Origin of the sequence: Micromonospora sp. WMMD964, from assembly GCF_029581455.1 — a bacterium.
Taxonomy (GTDB): Bacteria; Actinomycetota; Actinomycetes; order Mycobacteriales; family Micromonosporaceae; genus Micromonospora.
This window is the reverse complement of the sequence record NZ_CP120860.1, coordinates 3,980,193-4,000,158: the sequence shown is the minus strand read 5'-3', so window position 1 is coordinate 4,000,158 and position 19,966 is coordinate 3,980,193. Positions and strand designations below refer to the sequence as shown.

Here is a 19,966-nt window from a genome sequence, read left to right as displayed (position 1 = left end):
CGCCCAGGGCTTACCGACCCCAGAGGAGTTGCGGGATGACACACGTCGTGGCGATGCCGGTCGACGGAGGCGAGACGGTTCTGATCGAGGTCTCCGACGAACGGACCGGTATCGAGCGGGTCGGTCGGCCCGGCGACGTCGTGCGCAGCGCCGGAGAGACACTCCAGCAGGCGCTCGCGCGGGTCCGCCCGGCAGCCGAGGCGGTTCTGGACAGCGTCCGGGGTATGGCGAAGACCCCGGACCGGGTCACCGTCGAGTTCGGTATCAAGCTGACGGCGGAGGCCGGTGTGGTGGTCGCCCGCACGGCTACCGAGGCCAACTTCGCCGTCACCGTCGAGTGGTCGATGCCCGCGGCGACTCAGCGCACCGAGTGAGCGTGCTGGGCCCGACGCCGGAGACATCGCGGCAGTCGGGCCAGAAGCCGTCGGACCAGCTCAGCCTCGTCGAGTCACCGACCTACTTCCGCAGCAGGTTGAGGAAGTCGGCGGCTGCCGGAAACGCCCGGTCCTCGGCGAACTCGCCGATGTAGACGACGGCCTCCTCGTCCTGGCCGTAGGAGTAGCCGTCCAGGGCAGGCCCGACCGCGAGGATGGTGCCGCCCGCCGCCAGGCGGCGTACCGCCAGGAGTACCGGCCGATGGCGAGGTGCCTGCCCTCGGTCCGGATGTCGCACTCCGGTGGGCCGAGCCGTTCGGCGAACCGGTCGATCCCCGCGTCGAGGTACGCCTCGAACTCCACGCGCCCGGCACCTCGCTCGCTCGTCCAGCCGGGTTGCGAACCCCAGAAGTCGTCCGGCCACAGTTCTCCGCCCACGACGTAGTAGTGGACGAAGGGCAGGTACAGGCCGTAGTCGGTGTACACGGCGTGGCCAGCCGGGGTGACGAAGCGCGCCTCGTCGGTGGGCACCCCGGCCGTGGACCAGCCGAGGCTCCGCATCGCCGGGCCGGTGACGGCCCGCTCGTGCCAGGGCAGGTCGGCCAACCCGACGAGCTGATCGGCCAACTCCGCGCCGATCGGGCAGCTGGCGACGAACTCCTCGATGTCCGTCTCGTCCGCGCCGCGCTCCGGCTGATGATCTTCCGAGATGGTCGGGGATTCTTCCGACGCAGGCACCGCCGCGCAAGCACGGGCCGCTCCGACACGGGCCCGGCCAGGGCGTCGCTGGACTAGGGCTTGGCTCGGGCGGGCTGGCACGGTTGCTGCACTACTGGATTCGGCAGCTCAGCATCCCTGGACCATCCGAGGAATCGGCGGTGCAGTACACCGGCCGGTGTCCAGTGCATGTCCTCCGTCGCCTGCACGAGGTAGGACCCGAGGTAGAGGGCCAGCGACACGGGAGCATCCGCGTACTCCGCGCGCAACTCGCGCTTGCGGGTCTTGCAGGGCCAGGGCAGGCCGCAGCCACCGCAGCTCCACATCGGCATGACCGGGCCGTGGACGCTCACCGCGCACCCGCCAAGAGGCCAGCGGTGATCGTCGGCGTCTGCCGACCGATCGCCCATTCGACCTGCCAGCAGGGGTACGACCTGAGCCGCGCCCACCACGTCTGGCAACGGCTACACCTGCCGTCCAATCCTCCGGGGTGCACTGCAATGACCGCCTTCTGCTGCCCGCTGCTCATTGCTCACCTTCCTGCGGCCAATGGCCACGGCTGATCGGAATCCGGTGCCGGGCACGGCATGGCAGGTCTGCTCCGCAGCGGCAGACATGTCGCCAGAGCCGCCACGACCACACCGGCCGATGTCTTCGGGCGAGTGTCAGCGCGGCGGCCGAGAGGTATTCGTCATACGACACGCGCCGCACAAGAGCTCTCCCTCGTTCGAGCACGAGGACGGCCTCCTGCCCTCGAAGCTGAGGGACGCGGCGACCAGGCGATACCCGCACCACCCGCCGCATCCCGTGAGCACGAAGCTACGGTGAGTCGCGGAGCGGAATGGGTATGGTTTCTACCCCTGGATCACGACAGAAGCCCGACCTTTATCGCTAGGTCACGGGCGTCGTCACGAGTGGAACGCGGACCGTCGAGCAGGTCCACGGTCATCTGGCGGGCGTAACCGTTGAAGCGGATCGTCTCCGGTGCCGACTCGTACGCCTGCCGGAGGGTCATAACGGCCGCTTCCTTGTCGTCCTTGCCGTAGTGCGCCCGCGCGACCTCGATCAGATGGCGTGCCCGGCGCGGCCTCGATGGAATCGCTGCGGAGTCATGGCGGCGCGCCTGGCGCACCGCCTCACCGGACTTCTGCAACTCCACCGCCACGGTCACCGCATGAGCACCCATGACGACGTGCGAGAACGACGTCTGTGGCTGATAGAAGCCCGTTGGCAGGCGCTGCGCCACCCGATCCGCGCGATCCCAGTACCGCCAGGCCCTACCTTCCTCACCAGCACGGGCGGCGGTGTACGCGGCCTCGAAGTTGAGTGCACCCCAGAGCGCCAACAGGTTCATTCTCCCGTCGGCCGCACGCGATTCCAGCGCTGACAGGAGGTCCACTGTCACCGCCATCGCGGTGTCCCAGTCACCGGCATCCCGATGCACCTGGCACAGGAACCACCCCGCGCACGCCACCGCCTCCGGGTCGCCGGACTCCTGCGCCGCCACCATCGCCCGGTCCGCGACCCGCCACAACAACTCGGCAGCGGGCTGATAGGCGAGGAACATCTGCGCAAGCCCGAACGTCTCCGCCAACAGGGCCTGAGCCCGCCGACGCTCATCACCCTCGTACGCCAACGCGGCGCGCTGCACGTCGCGCAGCAACCCCGGCAGCAACCCGCCCAGCACGGTACGATGGTCCGACGCCTGATGACGTGCACGCCATGCCATCGCAAGCCGCTCGCGCAGGCTCGTCAACGACTCCGGGGAAAGCTCGTCGGACATTGCGAAGCGGTTCACCGCGTCCCGGACGGACGCCAGCGCCGGATGCTCGGGCCCGTTGACAACAGCGGACCGGGCCCCCAACTCGCCGGCAAGGGCGGACACCTCGACCTTCAGTGCACGCGCGATCCGGTCCAGCATGTGAATGCGCGGCGGCAGGATCCGGTCGGTCTCCACCGCCTTGACCCACTCGGCACTGCGACCGACGAGCCCGCCAAGCACCGCTCGGGTCTTCCCGGACCGCTCACGGTAGGCCTTCAACCGCTGCCCGAAGGTCAGTTCCGGCAGGGAATCCATCCCGAACCTCCTCGTAGCGCGACAGCACCAGGCGCAGTCAGGGCCGACGTTGCGTCAACGCTACCGAGCAGCCAAGATCCTCATAACCCCTCGTTGGCAAGCTCTATGCAGTACGTCCGTCCTGGTCCGGCAACTGTCGGCAGCCCGGACCACGCGTCCGTCTCCGCTTCTACTGATGCCCCGCCGTGCGCAGCGGTTGCTGTCAGCGTGGCTGTCGCAGCCTCCCGCCGTTCGCCGCTCCGCCGGAACCTGGGCGTCATCAGCTCTACTTGAAATACTGCCACCCGCTGTCGCTAACTCGGGCCTCTGAGTCGAACCCGACGTCGACATGCTCAACATCCGGCCAACTCTCCGTAGCGAAACAAGCGACGACCGTCTCGCGCATCCGTTCGATCTCGACTAGCAGTTCCGCGTCGTACTCGCAGTCGGTGCGGTCCTTGCTTGGGAAGTACCAGGCGGGCAAACGGGACGGGGAACCGGCGAGCAAGACCCAGACGACGAGGTGCTTACGATCGATATCGACAGCTCCGTACCAGAATACGGACGAGAAGAGCCCATGACTGCCACGAGCAAGCTCCCGCCGCGCTCGCTTCACAGCGCGGTCACACTGTCTCTCTGGCCTCGGCGTAAAGAGCCACGCAGCGACATCATCGCAGAGGAGAACAACAGAGCGCACGTGGGCAATAGCTCCCGACGCCCCCGGGTCACGAGGACTTTCTCGGCTGGCTGACTTCCGCCGTTCCGCAGCGTCGAGCAGTCGTCTCGACCGCAGCCGGGGCCGGGCTGCGCTGGGGTGACTGCGCCGGGCGGACGTGGTCGGCGGTCGAGTTCGGCCGGGCATCGCCAGGCGTGGCAAGGTGGCCGAGGAAACACAGGTCGGGATCGTGCTGTGCCCGTACCCGAAGAGTAGCGCTGGAGTGCGGACCGTGCCGCTGCCCCAGCTCCCTCCTGGGCACGCTGCGTATTCATGGCAAAAGCAGTGTTGTCCCGTCACGGCTGATGCTTGACGGCTGCTGTGCGCACCGGGTCAGGGCTAGCGGGTCGGGTCCGGTCGGTAACGAGCATGGCGAGCGCTCGGCCAGCACGCTCAGTATCTCGGCCTTGATGGTGGCCTTCATACGGTCCAGTTCGTCTGCGGTGATCCCGACGACGGTCAGGAACGAATCATCCGTCAAGCCAGGGGTGGGACGGATCCGTCCAGCATGTGGTGGGACCGAACAGGCAGCAGTGTGTCGGGTGTCGGGGCCTGCGCGACGCATCAGGATCGGGAGCTGCGTCACACCTCAGATAGGGTGGAGCGAACTCGGGCAAAAGGACGGTCTTCTGTTGACCCTGGTACGCGGCAAGCTGGGATTCACCGATCCCAGGTCGTTCAGCCTCATCGGCTATCGGCACGGCGGCCACGGTTACGCGTTGTTCCGTGGATTCCCCTCCCCTGCGGAGATCGAGGATAGTCACAGCGACAGCGAGTTCCGGATGCTCGACATCTGCTTCAGGAACATCGAGCGGATCTCTTGCTGGTCCGGTGTAGGACCGATCCATCTGCGACACCCCACGGACGACGAAAAAGCCGCCATCCAGGCAAGGATCGGACCGACCCGCAACACGAATGTCTACCTGTTGAAGCCGGACTCGATCGAGGACTACGTCGTAGCCAGCGCGGTCTACTGGGCGGAGTACCATCTCGCCCTTACCGCGCCGAGTCCTCTCGTCGCCAAGGACAAGCAAGGCCGGGATACCCATTCGCCGATCGAGCGGCCTGTGCAGTTCGTCGATCAGCCATGGACTCCGTACTCCCTGTCCAACAGCACCGACGCGAAGACCGTCTAGCCGGTCGATACGACGACGGTGGCCGGTCACCCCTCGGGGTGACCGGCCACCGCCGCGCCGATCGGTCAGAGCTTCGCCGCACCCGCCTCGGTGGCCTCCTGCACCGCCGAGGTACGGCGGATCTCGGCCCGCTGGTCGCCGGCGTCCTCCCGGTCCGGAGCGGCCACCCGCGCCGCCCGGTTGGCGGTCGCCGCCGCCTTGTCACCGGTCACGCCACCACGGATCCGGTTGTTGGCGGCCACCTGGGCGACCGGGTCGTTACCGGTGACGGTCAGCCCGCCGTTGATGATGTTGTCGTCCAGCGTCACACCACCGGTGGTGCTGGTGATGCTGACGTCGGCACCCCAGTAGCCACCGGAGGCGCAGCTGTCCAGCCCACCGTTCGGGCCGAGCTGCACGCCGCCCAGGTTGCCGGCGAACGTGGCCTTGCCGCGCACCGCGCTGCCGCACATCACGCTGCCGGTGGCGCTGTTGAGCACCGACAGCGTGCCGTCGACGAACGAGTCGTGCACGTCGGTGTAGTAGGTGCCGGCGCTGCTCACGTTGCGCTCCACCTGGGTGCCCTGGTCGAGCCGGACCTCACCGGCACCGACAGTGACGTTCCCGGCGACGGTCGACTGCTCGGCGAACAGGAAGCTGTCGATCGTCGCGCTGCCCTTCGGCCGCACGGTCACCGTGCCGGTCCGGGCGTCCTTCAGAAAGATGCCGTACCCACCGGCGGCCAGCACCACCTGACCGTCGACGGTGGTCTGCGTGGCGTCGAGGTAGCCGTCGGCGGAGACGCGGACCTCACCACTGATCCGGCCGCCGGTCACCACCAGGTTGGCACCGGCGGCGACGGTGACGTTGCCGGTGATCGTGGTGCCGGTCAGCGCGCAGGACTCGCCGGCCGGCACGTACAGGTCGTTGGGCACGGTCACCGCACCGCCGGTGCCGATGCAGTGGGTGACCAGGTCGGCGTGGGCGGTGGGCGCCACGGTCAGCACCGAGGCGGCGACGACGGCGGTCACGGTGGCCAGCTTGGCGACGGTACGTCCGGGCATCGTGGTACTCCCTGTCGAGAAGTGTCGAGGACTCATGCGCCGACGTCCGATCGGGCCGCGGCCCGGACGATGGCGCCCTGCTGCCGCCGGTCCAGCGTTCCGCCGGTCACCAACGCGAGGGTGACCGCCTCGACGTGCCGGACGAATTCGGCGTGGCCGGGGTAGTCGGCGTGTTCGTCGATCAGATCGTTGATGGTGCAGCCGTTGCCGGTGTCGACGTTGCGGACACCGGTGTCGTCACCGTCGATGATCACCGTGGCCCGGGTGTCGGACTCCGGGCAGGCGTCGGTGCCGTCGGCCACCACGGTGAACGTCGTCGACTGCTCGGCGGCGGCGTTCCCGGCGGTGTCGGTCGCCCGGAAGCGCACCGTGTGCGCCCCGGTGGCGCGAACGGTGACCGGAGCGGAATACGCGGTCCACGCGCCGGTGTCGAGCGCGTACTCCACGCTCGCCACCCCCGATTCGGCGTCGGTGGCGGTGACGGTCACCGTCGCGCCGCCGACGTACGCCCCGTCGTCGTTCCGGTCGCCGGTCACCGTGGCGGTGACGGTGGGTGGCGTGGTGTCCTCGGCCGGCGGTTCGACGACCGTGAAGTGGGACATCTGCTCGGCCGAGGTGTTACCGGCGACATCGGTGGCCCGGTAGTGCAGCATGTGCATCCCGACCGCGGTCACGACGACCGGGTTCGTGTACGCGGTGAAGGCAGCGCCGTCCAACGAGTACTCGATGGTGGCGACACCGGAGCCGCTGTCGGTGGCGGTGAGCGTGGCGGTGGCCGTACCGACGTAGTTGCCGTCGCCGTCGCGGTCGCCGGTCAGCGCGGCCGTCACCTCCGGCGGGGTGGTGTCCTCCTGCCCCGGCTCGACGATCCGGAACGACACCGAGCCGACGGCGCTGGTGTTGCCGGCCTGGTCGGTGGCCCGGAACTGCACCGAGTGGTCGCCGATCGCGGTCACCCGCACCGGCTCGGTGTACGGCGCGAAGCTGGTGTCGTCGACCTGGTACTCGACGGTCTCCACCCCGGAGTCGGCGTCGGTGGCCGTGACCGTCACCGTGGCCGCGCCGAGGTAGTTGCCGTCGGGGTCCTGGTCACCCGCCACGGTGGCGGCCACCGTCGGCGGTGTGGTGTCGCCACCCCCGCCGCCCTCGGTGACCACCAACTCGCCGACCATCTGGCCGTGGCCGGGGATCGAGCAGAAGTACCGGTAACGGCCCGGGGTGAGGGTCACGGTCGCCTGGTGGCGGCCGTTGTTGGCGTCGAACGGGCTGGCCAGGATGTTGAGGGTCACGTCGTGGTTGTAACCCTCGCTGCTGGTGTCGAAGGTCAGCGTGTGCGGCATCCCGATGGTGTTGCCGGTGGCCTCGCTGTTCTCCCAGATGATCGTGGTCTCGCCGGCCACGGCGGTGGCGGGCGCGGACTTGTAGCGGGTGATGTCGCCGTCGGCGGTCCAGGTCAGCACCTGTTCGGCGGCTCGGGGGGCGGCGGAGGCCGGCGTCGCCACCCACGGGGTCACCGTGAGCAGGAGCGCCGCCAGCACTGCCGTTATTCGTCGGGGCATCGTATCTCCTAGAGTTCCCGTACGCGGACGTTGCGGAACTCGGCCAGGTCGTTGTCACCGTGGTTCTGCAGACCGATGAAGCCGCGCAGGAACTGCCGCAGGTCCGTCGGCGGGTCGCCGGCACGCGACGACTGTTTGCCGGGTGTGTTGTCGAATTCGTTGATCACCACGCCGTTGCGGATCATCGTGTAGTGCTGTCCGACGACGCGGATCTCGTAGTCGTTCCACTCGTTCTTCGGGGTGACGCCGGCCTGGGCGAACGGAACCGGGTCGAAGTTGTAGACCGAGCCGGTCTTCTGTGGCTCGCCGGTCTCACCGTCGTAGATCTGGATCTCGTGTCCGCAGTAGATCGCCATCCACGCGGCCGAGGTCCGGGCCGAGCCGACGGTGCCGCAACTGCCCGGTGGGCGCTGTTCCAGAGGGGTTCGCAGGTCCGGGAACCGGGTGAAGACCCCGGTGTTGGCCCGGCCGGTGCCCGGTGCGATGTCCTTGAACTGGAGCCGCAGCGAGAAGTCGCCGAGTTCCTTGGTGTGCCAGAGCATGCCCAGACCTCCGCTGGGCCGCAGCGAACCGTCCGGCTGGATCGCGAACGATCCGGTCGGCGCCTGCTGCCAACCGCGCAGCGACTCAGCGGTGCCGTCGAAGAGCGGCTCGTACCCGGTGTGCCCGTCCCGGCCGATCTCGGACGCGGCGGCCAGCCGGGTGAGCGTGCCGGCCTCCCGGGCGCTGAGCAGGTCGTCGTCCTGCAACGCCTGGGCCACCGCCTTGACGTGCCGGACGAAACCGTCGTGGTCGGCCCACGTGCTCTCGTCGTCGATCAGGTCGTTGGCCGTGCAGCCCTGCCCGACCGTACGACTGGGCACGCCGGTGTCGGTGTCGCCGAGCCACACGTTCTGCCGGTCGTCCGGCACCGCGCAGCCCACCGTGACAGTGCTCTGCACCGTCGCCTTCTCACCGTCGGCGTACGTGACGGTCAGCTTCGCGGTGTAGGTGCCGACCTCGGCGTACGTGTGCCGGGGGTTCGCCTCGGTCGACGTGGCACCGTCGCCGAACTCCCACCGGTGGCTGACACCGCCGGAGCGGGCGCCGTCGAAGGCGATGGTCAGGGGCTTGTTCTGCACGGCGACCGAGTTCGCCGCCGGTACCGGGGTGGGTGCGCCGCCGGTGTAGGTGATCCGGATGAGCTTCTGGTTGGGGTGCAGGCTGAAGAACCCGCCGCCGTAGTCCAGCAGGTAGAGCGCGCCGTCCGGGCCGAACTTCGCGTCCATCCAGCTCTGCAGTCGGGTGTCGCCGTTGCCGCCGGGGATGATGGCCCGCAGCGACTCGGCGTACACCGGTGGGGCGGCCTGCGGCACACCGGCCGGGTCGACGGTCACCGCGACGCGGTTGGCCGCGTTCGACTGGTCACCGATGAACCACTTGCCGTCCCAGTGCTCCGGCCACGCCACACCGCTGTCGGTGTCGACGAGGCTGCGGTGGTACGTCGGGCCGGACATGATGGCCTGCCCGCCGCCGCGCAGGTACGGCTGGGTGTAGGTGGCGTCGGCCGCGACGTAGGTCGGGAGGTCGCTGCCGTCGGTGCGCTTCGGGAACACCGGGCCGCCGCCGTCGGGTGAATACCAGATCATGTTGTCCCGGGCGGCCGGGATGTCCACCAGCCCGGTGTTGCGGGGCGACTCGTTCTTCAGGTCGTCGCAGTCGTACCAGCCGGCGAGGACCGTCGCGTCGGTGTTGCTGCGGTCCCGGTACGGCTGCCGGTTGCCCATGCAGTACGGCCAGCCCTGGTTACCGGCGGAGGTGATGATGGTGGCGGTCTCGTACTTCGCCGGGCCCAAGGTGGGGCTGGGCGACGAGGCGTCCGGGCCGACCCAGCCGGCGGTCAGCCACTGGTGCTTCGGGTCGATCTGGAGGCGGGCGATGTTGCGCACGCCCATCACGTAGATCTCCGGGCGGGTCTTCTCGGTGCCCGGCGGGAACAGGTTCCCCTCGGGGATGGTGTACGTGCCGTCCGCCTCCGGGTGAATCCGGATGATCTTTCCGGCGAGGTCGTTGGTGTTACCCGACGTGCGGCGGGCGTCCTGGAACGAGATGCCCTCGTACTCCTGGGTCCAGTTGTTGCCGGAGTAGCCCTGCGACCCCTCGGAGGAGTTGTTGTCGCCGGAGCCGACGTAGAGGTTGCCCTTGGCGTCGAACGCCATGCCACCACCGGCGTGGCAGCAGCTGTGGATCTGCACCGGGAACTGCAGCAGGTCCTTGCGGGTGCTCTGGTCGACGGTCTGCGCCTGCCGGTCGTAGGTGAACCGGGAGACGGTGCGCTGCCCGACCCGCTTCACCCGGTCGATCGACTCGTGCGGCATCCAGTAGACGTAGAGCCAGCCGTTCTCGGCGAACTTGGGGTCGGGCACGATGCCGAGCAGGCCCTCCTCGTTCTTGACCAGCTCGGAGCCGCTGCCCCGGTTGCCCATCACCTCCAGTGTGGTGAGCAGCTTGACCTGCTTGGTCCGCGGGTCCCAGGAGTGGATGGTGCCGCAGCCCTTGCCGACGTTCGGGTTGTTCCAGTCCGCGATCGGGCCGCTCGGGCAGGCCGCCTTGCCGACGTAGAAGACGGTGCCGTCGGGTGCGATGGTGAGCCCGTGCGGTTCGCCGATCTGGTCGAGCTGACCGGTCTGGTTGGCGGCGGTGAGCCGCTCCACCTTGTAGTTCGCGGCGATCGTGGCCTGGCAGTCGCCGCGGACCCGGCCGGTGGTCCAGTTCAGCGCCCCGGTGAGGTGGGTGCGGAACGCCTCCTCGCCGTAGCTGCCCTCGGTGTGGCCCATGCCGGTGTAGAACGACCGGCCACCGTCGTAGTCCCGGCACCAGGAGACCGGGTGGAACGGGCCGTTGGCGGCCGCACCCGGGTTGTAGTGCCGCTCCTCCACCTGGGCGAGGGTGTGCACGGTGCCGATCGGGTTGGGGTCCCAGTTCTCCCACCGGTCGGAGCGGGTGATGGTCAGCGGCAGCGACGCCGTGGCCGGGTGTTTGCGGTCCAGGATGTTCACCACCGCACGGTTCACCGCGGGCGGCTCCGGCTCGGTGGTGCTGCCGGTGAACAGGCGCAGGTCGGCGAGCTGGGTCAACGGCTCGCCGCTGTTCGCGGTGATGTTCAGGCGGTAGCGGGTGAACTCCTGCGGGGTGGCGATGTCGAACCGGCGGGTCTGGAACCGGTCCGGGAAGGTCTGGCCGGTGCGCCGGTCCAGATCGGTCCAGCTCTGGCCGTCGGTGGAGCCCTGCAGGGTCCAGTCCTTCGGGTCGCGGCCGGAGGAGTCGTTGGCCGACGTCAACGCGTACCCGGTCACCCGCTTGGCGGCGGCCAGCTCGTAGGCCACCCAACCGGTCGGGGTGCGGACCAGCCACTTCGTGTTGGCGTCGCCGTCGGTCAGCTTCTCCTTGGTCTCGTTCGGCGGGTTCTCGCCGCTGGCGGTCACCCGGGCGACCGGCTCGGCCACCGGGATGGCGCCGGCCGGGCGGGCGCCGATCAGGCCGGTGAACCAGGCCGAGTCGACCTGGGCGCGGGCCGCGTCGGCGATGCCGACGAAACCGCCGCCGGCCTTCATGTAGCTCTGCAGCGCCGACTCCTGGTCGCGGTTGAGCGCGGCGCCCGTCGCGGAGAGGAAGACCACGCTGCGGTACGCGGACAGCCCCGCCGTGGTGAACACGCCAGGGTCCGTGGTGGCCGTGACATCGATGTCATGACCGGCACCAAGCTGTTCGATGGTGTCCACCGCACGGGCCACCGGGTCCTGTTGCTCGGCCACCGGTCCGTGGAACACGAGGACCGCTGTCCGCTGTGCCTGCGCCGCCTGCGGGGCGGCTGCCGTTCGCGGCGCGGCTGCCGCCGTCGTCGCGGGAATCAGTGTCGCGACGGCCGCTACCGCGGCGAGGGTTCGTCGTATCGTCCTGGTCATCCCGTCCCCACTTTCGGTCAGCTTCCGTGCGTGTGGGTGTGGCCCTGGAACCGGTGGATCGCCTCTTCGGCGCCCGGTGGCATGCTGCCGTCGGCGTTGCGCACCAGGAAGATCCCGGCCATTCCGCCGTCGGAGTGCGTCTGCACGTGGCAGTGGTACATCCAGGCCCCTGGTCCGACGCCTTCTCCGGCCAGCACCTGGAAACCGAACGAACTGCCCGGGTTGAGGTCCTTGTTGTCGACGACCAGGCTGGGGTCGCTCGGCCCCTCCAGCATTCCGGTGCGGTTGTCCGCCCACCGGTGGGCGTGCAGGTGGAAGGTGTGGAACAGGTTGCCGTGCCCGATGGCGATCCACTCGACGCGCTCGCCCAGGTTCGCCTCGAACATCGGGGTCGCCGGGGCCATCTTGTTGTTGATCATCATGTCGTGGAACACGACGGTGAACTGCTTCGACGGCAGGATGTCGCCGCGCCGCCGGACGATCAGCGCCCCGTACAGGCCCCTGGCGACTCCGCCGGTGCCGTGGTCGGTGCCCATCGCGTGGTCGTGGTAGTGCCAGTAGCCGGCACTGCCCGGCATGTACCGCCGACCCGACGCGGCCACCATCTCGTGGGAGCGCCAGACGTACGTCCTGGTCTCGCCGGGATTGTTGAACGAGGCGTTGAACGGGCTACCGTCGGAGTCGGTGCTGTAGTCCACCCCGTGCGGATGGATGGACAGCCGCTGGTTGGTGGTGTTGACCAGCGTGATCTCCAGGGTGTCGCCCTCGTACATCTCCAGGACCGGCCCGGGGACGGTGGCCTGGCCGGGTGCCAGGCCGTAGCCGAACAGGTTGCCCGGCAACTGCTCGGCGTAGATGGTGATCTTCTTGGTGACGCCCGCGGCGGCCCGGGCAGGGCTGCCTCCGAACGCGGCGCCGATCGCCGGGGCGGACGCGCCCAGCGCTCCGGCGGCGAGCGCTCCGCTGGCGATCAGCGATCTACGGGAGAGGTGGCGGTGAGGACCACCAGCGTGATCGTCCATGGGTCTCCGTTCCCGACCGGGCGAAGACGCGACGAGGGCAGGGTGCATCGACCCGAGCACGGGGGCGGTAGCACGACTGAGGATGAGGCTCGTCGCGAACTTGGCTCGGAAGGCTCAGAACTTTCGGTGGATGACAGCAACTTATGTAATCCATCGACGAAAGTACAGGTCTGATTGCAAAAAGATTACCTTGACATCACGACGGCCTTCGATTGACATGAAGCTGACACGCAGGTCTGAGCACACCTGCGCCGGTCAGGCCGCGTTCGATCCACTCAACATCGCCGATCTGGCGGCGTCCCACCAGCCCGACACTCCCACACTGCCGACGCCGCGGCACCCCGAGCGCATGATCCACTCCATATCGCCGACGTGGCGGCATTCAGACCGCGCGATACCCCCACGTCGACGATGTCGTGTCGATCAAGGGAGGGCGCGGGCCGAGGCGGGCCGAGGCGGGTCGAGGCGGGTCGAGGCGGGCCGAGGCGGGTCGAGCCGAGGCGGGTCGAGCCGAGGCGGGTCGAGCCGAGGCGGGTCGAGGGCGTCCGGGGCGTCAGAGAGCGTGGCGGTCGTCGGACGGCAGGGCGGGGGCCTCCGGCGGCTCGGGCGACTCGTCGGTCTGACCGAGTCGGGCGACCCGGGTCGGGTCGAGGACCCGGGAGAGGAACGCGCGGGTCCGCTCGTGCTTCGGGTCGCCGAGCACCTCGTGCGGCGGTCCCTGCTCGACCACCACCCCACCGTCCATGAAGACCACCCGGTCGGCGACGTCGCGGGCGAAGGCCATCTCGTGGGTGACCACCATCATCGTCATGCCGTCCTCGGCCAGCTTGCGCATGACGGTGAGCACGTCGCCGACCAGCTCGGGATCGAGCGCGGAGGTCGGCTCGTCGAAGAGCATCAGCTTCGGCTCCATCGACAGCGACCGGGCGATCGCGGCCCGCTGCTGCTGCCCGCCGGAGAGCTGTGCCGGGAAGGCGTCGGCCTTGTCTGTGAGCCCGACGCGTTCCAGGTTGGCCCGAGCGATCCGCTCGGCCTCGGCGCGGCCACGCCGCAGCACGCGACGCTGGGCGATGGTGAGGTTGTTCAGCACGGTCAGGTGCGGAAACAGGTTGAACGACTGGAAGACCATGCCGATGCTGCGGCGTGCCGCGTCGATCTCGACGTCCGGGTCGGTCATCTCGACCCCGTTCACCCAGATCCGCCCGGCCGTCGGCTCCTCCAGCAAGTCGACGCAGCGCAGCAGCGTCGACTTGCCGGATCCGGACGGGCCGATGACGCAGACCACCTCGCCCTGGCCGACCTCGAAGTCGATGCCCTTGAGCACCTCCAGCGGGCCGAAGGACTTGTGCAGGTCGCGGATCTCGACGGCGGGGCGGGGCGGGGTCGTCGTCATGGGGTCACCGGGCCTTGGCGTAGCGGAGTTCGAGGCGACGTACCACCTGGGACAGGGGCAGGGTGATGATCAGATAGGCGAGGCCGGCCACCAGGAGCGGGGTGGCGTTCACCCGGTCGTTGAGCATGTCCCGACCGAACTTGGTGATCTCGATGGTCTGCGCCGTCACGCCCAGCACGTACGCCAGCGACGAGTCCTTGGTGAGCAGGATGAGTTCGTTGGTCAGCGGCGGGATGACGATCCGGAACGCCTGCGGGATGACGATCGTACGCATCGCGGTGAAGTGCGACATGCCGAGGGTGCGCGCCGCCTCCATCTGCCCCTTGGGGACGGCCTGGATGCCGGCCCGGATGGTCTCCGCCATGTAGGCCGCGGCGGTCAGTCCGAGACCGATCGCGATGGACCCGAACACGCCACCGGGGATCTCCCGCTCGGGGAAGGCGATCGGGATGCCGTAGCCGACGAGGAAGAGCACCAGCAGCGCGGGCAGGCCCCGGAACAACTCGATGTACGCCGTCGCCACCCAGCGGTACGGCGCCACCCGGGACAGTCGCATCAGCGCGAGGACGGTGCCGAACACGAGGCCGAAGGCGAACGCGCCGAGCGTGTAGAGGACGGTGTTGCGCAACGCGACGGTGATGATCGTCGGGAACATCGACGTGATGATGTCGACCCGGAAGAACGCGTCGGCCAACCGGCCCCAGTCCGCGGCGAACGCCACCGCGGCGAGGACGGCGATGAAGACCAGGTACTGGATCCCAAGGGACAGCCGCTCCCGCTGGCGGCGTCGCAGCTTCACGTTGGCTCGTTGCCTTCCCGGAGTGACCGACCCGGAGGGCGCGCGGGACGCGCGCCCTCCGGCACTACGTGTGCGATCAGGCGCTCGGCCGCTTGCCGATCCACTTCTCGTAGATCGTGTCGTACGTGCCGTCCTGCTTGGCCTTGGCCAGCACCTCGTTGATCTTCTTGAGCAACTCCGGGTTGGCGTCCTTCTTCACCGGGAAGCCGTACTGCTCGCCGGTGTCGAACTCCGCGGTCACCTCGAACCCGCCCGGGTTCTTCTTCAGGTACTCGGTCCAGACCGGCAGGTCGTTGACGGCGGCCTCGACCTGGCCGTTGGCGAGGGCCTGCTGCAGGGCGGCGAGGTCCTCGAACTCGACGAGCTGCAGGCCCTTCTCCGCCTCGAACTTCTTGGCGTAGTCACGGCCGGTGGTGGCCGCCTGGACGCCGAGCTTCTTGCCCCGGAGGTCGTCGAGCGACTTGTACGCCGTGCCGGTCTTCGCCAGCAGAGCCTGGGTCGCGTCGAAGTACGGGTCGGAGAAGTCCAGCACCTTCTTCCGCTCGTCGGTGATCGTCATCCCGGCGGCGGCCGCGTCACACTTGCCCGTGTTCAGGTCCTGCCCGGACTTGATCCCCTCGAACGGGGTGTCGACGATCGTCTGCTCGACGCCCAACTCCTTGGCCACCAGGTCCATGATCTCGACGTCGAAGCCGGTCACCTTGCCGCTGGCGTCCTTCGACTGGAACGGCGGGTACGGCAGGTGCGTGCAGACGGTCAGCTTGCCCGCCGTGACGAGCTTGACGCCGCTCGCCTGGACCTCGCTGTCGTCCTTCTTGGCGCAGCCCGCGGTCACCGCGAGGGCGGCGATCGCCACGACGAGACCGGCCTGACGCACGGCGCTTGGGAACCTCACGGCTGTGTCCCTCCGGTTCGGCTTCCATCGCATAGAAAGCCAGTCTGGTTCATAGACTTTGCGATTAGCGACCGTACCCGATCCGGCGAGTCGACCCCAAGATCACGCGGGGGCCGCCGTGCCGACGCGGCACGACGGCCCCCGTCGGCGAATCCGACAGACGTGCCGCAACGGGCCTCAGCCGCCGGTACCCTCGGCCGCGCCGTCCGGGGTGAGGGCCCCTTCGTGGGGGTCTGTGTCCAGGAACACGTGCTGGTGGCCGTGGCCCGCGTCGATGCTGATCTGGTCGAGCTGGGTCGCCGCGACCGACCAGACCGTTGCCGCCTCGGCCGCCTGCCGCGTGCTCAGGTCCAGCAGGGCCGCCTGGTGGGCGGCGGGGACCCCGGCCGCCAGGGCGTAGGTGTCGACGGCGAGCGACGCCTGCTGCACCGCGCCGCGCAGACCTCCCCGGGCCACGTTCGTGGCGGTCGTCCCCGAGGGCGGGTCGGCGAACGGCTCGGCGGCCTTGCGCATGGTCTCCTGCCAGGTACGCGCCCGGCCCGCATCCGGCGCCCGCCCGGCGGACTTCTCCTCCTCGACGGCGGCCAGGACGGGGGCGATCTGGTCGCGGACACTGCGGGCCGTCTCGATCAGCTCCACGATCTGCTGGGCGTCCCGCTTCGCGTCGGCCTCCTGGATGCTCGCGATCGTCGCCGCGGTGGCGTCCGGACGACCGACCTGGTAGCCGATGAGCCCGCCCAGCAGCGCGGTGACCAGTGCGATGGCCCCCGCGACCGCCACGATGCGCGTTGTGCGACGACGACGTTCGTCGGCTCTGTCCGACAGGTAGGAAGGCCGGCCGGTGCGACGCGCCATCGCATCTCCTCACATCGATGGTCTGGGGGCCACAGGGTAACGGTCCTCCGACGCGTACGTCGATAGGTCCGCCGAGCGGCCAGGCCGCGGCCCTAGACCGGGTAGCCCCATTCGGCGAGTGGCTTCTCCAGCGACCGTTCGATCGCGGCGAGCTGCGCCGGGCTGAGTTCCTCCCGGTACGCCGCCGCCCGGCCCGCCGGGAAGTCGTACCGGGAGAAGCCCTTCTCGAACGCGGGCGACCACGGCAACCCCAGGAAGTCGAGCATCCGGCCGACCTGTTCCCGGGGGTGCTCGACCAGGTCCTCGTAGCGCACGTCGAGCCACTGCTCGGCGGGGTGACGCAGGCGGGCCTGCGCGAACGCCTCCATCAGCATCTTCCAGCCCAGCGCGGCGAGCACCTGGAAGGACCTCCCCGACTCGAACCACTCCTCCCGCAGGTCCGACGGGAGCGGGCCGTAGATCCAGTTGTCCGGCCCTCGCCACCCGTCCCACCAGCCCATCTGGAGCCAGGAGTTGGCCACCGCCCGGCCGTCGCGCACCACGTTGACCACCCGCAGGTCCGGGTACGCGGCGTGCAGCAAACCGGTCCGCGGCCACCCGGTGACGTGCTGCACCAGTTGTCGGCAGCCCTGCCGGGCGATCCGCTCGTCGAAGAAGGCGCGCAGCCGCCGGGCCACGAACGGCGTCAGGTCCTCGGCGACCAGGTCCCGGCACGGGCGGGAGAAGCCGCCGAGCACCTGCCGGTCGAGCAGGTGGTACGCCTCCGACGGTGCCACCCGCAGCCGGCCCCGCTCCAGCAACCGCCGGCTGTGTCGCAGCGAGGTCATCCCCGCCGGGCGCGGCGCCGAACGCCGGTAGAGCGGCCCGTTGAACCGGCCCTTGAGGTTCAGCCGGGCGAGCTTGTCGTCCAGGCCGGAGACGAAGCCGACCTCGGGATGCCGGGAGAGCAACTCCTGGACCAGGGTCGAGCCGCAGCGACCGGTGCCCACCACCAGTGAGAGCATCGTTCAGCCTTCCTGCCGGGTAGCGGGTGACGAGGGGGCCGGGTCCGGACGGGACGTGGCGGCGGGAGGCGTGGCCGGACGGGACGTGCCCCCGGGAGGCATTGCCGTCCGGCGGCGCAGCGGGTAGCCGAAGCGGGCCAGGACCGGCCCGGTCAGCGCGGTCACCACCGCGTACGCGCCGGTGGAGAGCCCGGTCAGCCACTCGGTGTCGGCGACCACCGGGACCAGGCCGGTGCGGTGCCGCGAGGGATTGCCCGCCACCGAGTGGGTGGGTGCCAGTCGCACCGTGTCCGGGGTCGGGAAGGGCAGGTCGTCCGCCGTCGCGCCGACGAACCGGACGATCCGTGCGGTGGTGCCGGCCGGATCGGCGACGAAGTCCTCGTACCGCACCCGCAGGTAGCGGTCGTCGACGGGCCGACGGCCCCACAGTCGGACGGTGGCGGTGTTCCAGACCAACCAGAGCACCGCGGCCTTCCAGACCGGTGGTCGGCTCATCAGCCGGTCGTCCGCGGGCCCGTCCAGCGGGCGTCGCCGACGCCAGGAGTACGCGGTCGCCCGTGGGTCGCGCACCACGTGCAGGACGTACAGGTCGATGCCGGGCAGGGCACCGAGCAGAGCGCCGTACGGAGGCAGCTTCGAGGAGTCGACGACGACCCCGCCGGGCCGGTCGGCGAGGGCGTGTTCGGCGATCGAGGCGTACAGCCGGGCCAGGTGGGCGTCGTCGGGGTGACTGTCGACCGGCCGTTGACCGCGACGCCGTCGGCGCAGCAGTGCGGGCAGCCCGCGCAGGCGCAGTCGCGCGGCCAGTCGCCCGGCTATTCCGGCCGGGTCGGCTCCGGCCAGGTCGGCGCGTATCCGCGTCCAGAGCGGACAGTCGGCCAGTGGGACGCCGCAGCCGCACTGCCGGTTCTCCAGGATGCCGCGCCGCCACAGGTAGCGCAGCTCACCGGCGGCGAAGAATCCCGGCACCTGCCCGAGGACGTTGGTGACCAGCGTGCTGCCGCTGCGACCGCTACCGGCGAGGTAGAGCACCCGGATCGTGCTCACCGGGCCGCTCCCCCACCGGCCGCCGCGCGGCCTGGGCGCCGACGGGTCGGCAGGGCCTCGGCGGCCTCCGCGTACAGCGCGCGGATCCGGGTCAGGTGCAGGTCGGGGGCGAACCGCCGGGCGACCTTCGCCCGACCCGCCTGCCCCATCCGGTACGCCCGGGCGGGGTCGGCCAGCAGCGCGTTCAGCGCGTCGGCGAGGTCTGCGGGCCGGTCCGCGCCGACGATGCCACCGTCCACTGTGGCGTCGACCAGCTCGGGGAGCCCACCGAGGTCGGTGGTGACCACCGGTACCCCACAGGCGAACGCCTCCAGCACCGCCATCGGCTGGTTCTCGTGCCACCGGGACGGGACGGCGACCACCGAGGCGGACCGGATCAGCTCGTGCAGGCGCGGCTTGCCCAGGCGGCCGTGGAACCGGATCCGGCCGGGCACCCGGCGCGCCGCGAGCGCCTCCAGGTCGGCTCGGGCCGGACCGTCCCCGGCGACGTCCACGGCCACCCCGTCCGGCAGCGCGGCGACTGCCTCGACCAGCACGTCGACACCCTTCTCCGGGGCCAACCGGCCGGCGAAGACGACACCGCCGCCGGGGGTCTGCTTGGTGGCGATGCCGCTCAGGTCGACGAAGTGGTTCACCACCCGCAGCCGGTCGGGATAGACACCGGCGCGGCGCATCACGTCGGCCAGGAACTCGCTCGGGCTGACGAAGACCTGCACCGGGTCGTACGCGTCGAACCGCCGGTGCAACCAGGACTCCACGGCCAGCAGACCGCTGCGCGACAGCGATCCGTCCTTGCAGCGGCGGCGGGCCGCCTGCAGGGGGCCTCCGGTGACGCAGGCCTGGCAGGGGCGTCCCCGGTCCAGCAGTTGGTAGCTCGGGCAGGCGAGTTTGTAGTCGTGCATGGTCAGCACGCAGGGCACCCCGGCCGACCGTGCCGCGGCGAGCACCGACGGCGAGAGCTGGTGGTAGATGTTGTGCAGGTGCAGCACGTCCGGCCGGAAGTCGTCGATCACCTGGGCCAGCCCGCGACGACTCGTCGGTGACCAGAGCATCCGGCCGGCTGCCGTCGCGCGTGGCCGCAGCCCGCTCGGCGCCGGTTCCAGCTCCACTTCGGAGGGGAACCGCTGCGCGTACGGCAGCGGCGACTCGTTCTCCGGGTGGCTCATGCCGAAGTAGGCGACCGTGTCCCCCGCCGCCCGCTGCAGGTCCGCGAGGTCGAGAAGGTACCCCTCGGCGCCGCCACGGCGATAGAGGAACTTGTTCACATGCAGCACGCGCATCGACTCGGCCTGCTCACGTCGATCGGGCGAACCGGCCCGGGGGGGGTGACGACCGGGGTCTGCCCGCCCCGGCCAGGGCCCACCGTATGCAGGGCAGGTCTGCGAGTCCAGTTCACCTATGCCATGT

Annotated in this window: 16 protein-coding genes; 2 read left to right on the top strand and 14 right to left on the bottom strand. The window is 69.9% G+C overall.

Annotated features, from left to right (window positions below):
- Positions 1 to 35: 35 nt before the first annotated feature.
- Positions 36 to 374 carry a CU044_2847 family protein gene (locus tag O7616_RS18290; RefSeq protein WP_282303113.1) on the top strand — a complete coding sequence of 113 codons (339 nt, stop codon included), beginning with the start codon at positions 36 to 38 and terminating at the stop codon, positions 372 to 374.
- Positions 375 to 434: 60 nt separating this feature from the next.
- Here the strand turns inward: O7616_RS18290 and O7616_RS18285 are convergent, their stop codons facing one another.
- The 3 genes from O7616_RS18285 to O7616_RS18270 all read right to left on the bottom strand — a co-directional run bounded on the left by O7616_RS18285 (position 435) and on the right by O7616_RS18270 (position 3,168).
- A complete protein-coding gene (locus O7616_RS18285) occupies positions 435 to 1,112 on the bottom strand; it encodes a hypothetical protein (protein ID WP_282303112.1) in 678 nt (225 codons plus the stop codon).
- Between the two features lie 53 nt (positions 1,113 to 1,165).
- Positions 1,166 to 1,444 carry a hypothetical protein gene (locus O7616_RS18280; protein WP_282303111.1) on the bottom strand — a complete coding sequence of 93 codons (279 nt, stop codon included), beginning with the start codon at positions 1,442 to 1,444 and terminating at the stop codon, positions 1,166 to 1,168.
- 512 nt (positions 1,445 to 1,956) lie between these two features.
- Complete coding sequence (locus O7616_RS18270; RefSeq protein WP_282303109.1) at positions 1,957 to 3,168, bottom strand: helix-turn-helix transcriptional regulator; 1,212 nt, start codon at positions 3,166 to 3,168, stop codon at positions 1,957 to 1,959.
- Positions 3,169 to 4,494: 1,326 nt separating this feature from the next.
- Here O7616_RS18270 and O7616_RS18265 point away from each other — a divergent pair.
- A complete protein-coding gene (locus O7616_RS18265) occupies positions 4,495 to 4,998 on the top strand; it encodes a hypothetical protein (RefSeq protein WP_282303108.1) in 504 nt (167 codons plus the stop codon).
- A gap of 65 nt (positions 4,999 to 5,063) precedes the next feature.
- Here the strand turns inward: O7616_RS18265 and O7616_RS18260 are convergent, their stop codons facing one another.
- The 11 genes from O7616_RS18260 to O7616_RS18210 all read right to left on the bottom strand — a co-directional run bounded on the left by O7616_RS18260 (position 5,064) and on the right by O7616_RS18210 (position 19,839).
- A complete protein-coding gene (locus O7616_RS18260; protein ID WP_282303107.1) occupies positions 5,064 to 6,041 on the bottom strand; it encodes a hypothetical protein in 978 nt (325 codons plus the stop codon).
- Positions 6,042 to 6,073: 32 nt separating this feature from the next.
- On the bottom strand, positions 6,074 to 7,600 hold the full coding sequence (locus tag O7616_RS18255; protein WP_282303106.1) for a copper-binding protein: 1,527 nt from the start codon (positions 7,598 to 7,600) through the stop codon (positions 6,074 to 6,076).
- An 8-nt stretch (positions 7,601 to 7,608) separates the two neighbouring features.
- Positions 7,609 to 11,544 (bottom strand): ThuA domain-containing protein, encoded by a 3,936-nt coding sequence (locus O7616_RS18250; RefSeq protein ID WP_282303105.1) that lies wholly within the window; start codon positions 11,542 to 11,544, stop codon positions 7,609 to 7,611.
- 17 nt (positions 11,545 to 11,561) lie between these two features.
- A complete protein-coding gene (locus tag O7616_RS18245; RefSeq protein ID WP_282303104.1) occupies positions 11,562 to 12,566 on the bottom strand; it encodes a multicopper oxidase domain-containing protein in 1,005 nt (334 codons plus the stop codon).
- A gap of 553 nt (positions 12,567 to 13,119) precedes the next feature.
- Positions 13,120 to 13,959: an amino acid ABC transporter ATP-binding protein gene (locus O7616_RS18240; RefSeq protein WP_282260177.1), complete on the bottom strand. Its 840-nt coding sequence runs from the start codon at positions 13,957 to 13,959 to the stop codon at positions 13,120 to 13,122.
- Positions 13,960 to 13,963: 4 nt separating this feature from the next.
- A complete protein-coding gene (locus tag O7616_RS18235; protein ID WP_282260178.1) occupies positions 13,964 to 14,758 on the bottom strand; it encodes an amino acid ABC transporter permease in 795 nt (264 codons plus the stop codon).
- A 76-nt stretch (positions 14,759 to 14,834) separates the two neighbouring features.
- Positions 14,835 to 15,653, bottom strand: a complete 819-nt coding sequence (locus tag O7616_RS18230) for a basic amino acid ABC transporter substrate-binding protein (protein WP_282303103.1) — start codon at positions 15,651 to 15,653, stop codon at positions 14,835 to 14,837.
- 177 nt (positions 15,654 to 15,830) lie between these two features.
- Complete coding sequence (locus O7616_RS18225; RefSeq protein ID WP_282303102.1) at positions 15,831 to 16,433, bottom strand: hypothetical protein; 603 nt, start codon at positions 16,431 to 16,433, stop codon at positions 15,831 to 15,833.
- A 167-nt stretch (positions 16,434 to 16,600) separates the two neighbouring features.
- Positions 16,601 to 17,512, bottom strand: coding sequence for a sulfotransferase (locus O7616_RS18220; protein WP_282303101.1), 912 nt, complete (start codon positions 17,510 to 17,512; stop codon positions 16,601 to 16,603).
- Between the two features lie 3 nt (positions 17,513 to 17,515).
- Positions 17,516 to 18,559 (bottom strand): sulfotransferase, encoded by a 1,044-nt coding sequence (locus tag O7616_RS18215; protein ID WP_282303100.1) that lies wholly within the window; start codon positions 18,557 to 18,559, stop codon positions 17,516 to 17,518.
- A complete protein-coding gene (locus O7616_RS18210; protein ID WP_282303099.1) occupies positions 18,556 to 19,839 on the bottom strand; it encodes a glycosyltransferase family 4 protein in 1,284 nt (427 codons plus the stop codon). The genes O7616_RS18215 and O7616_RS18210 overlap by 4 nt, the downstream gene beginning before the upstream one ends.
- Positions 19,840 to 19,966 lie beyond the last annotated feature (127 nt).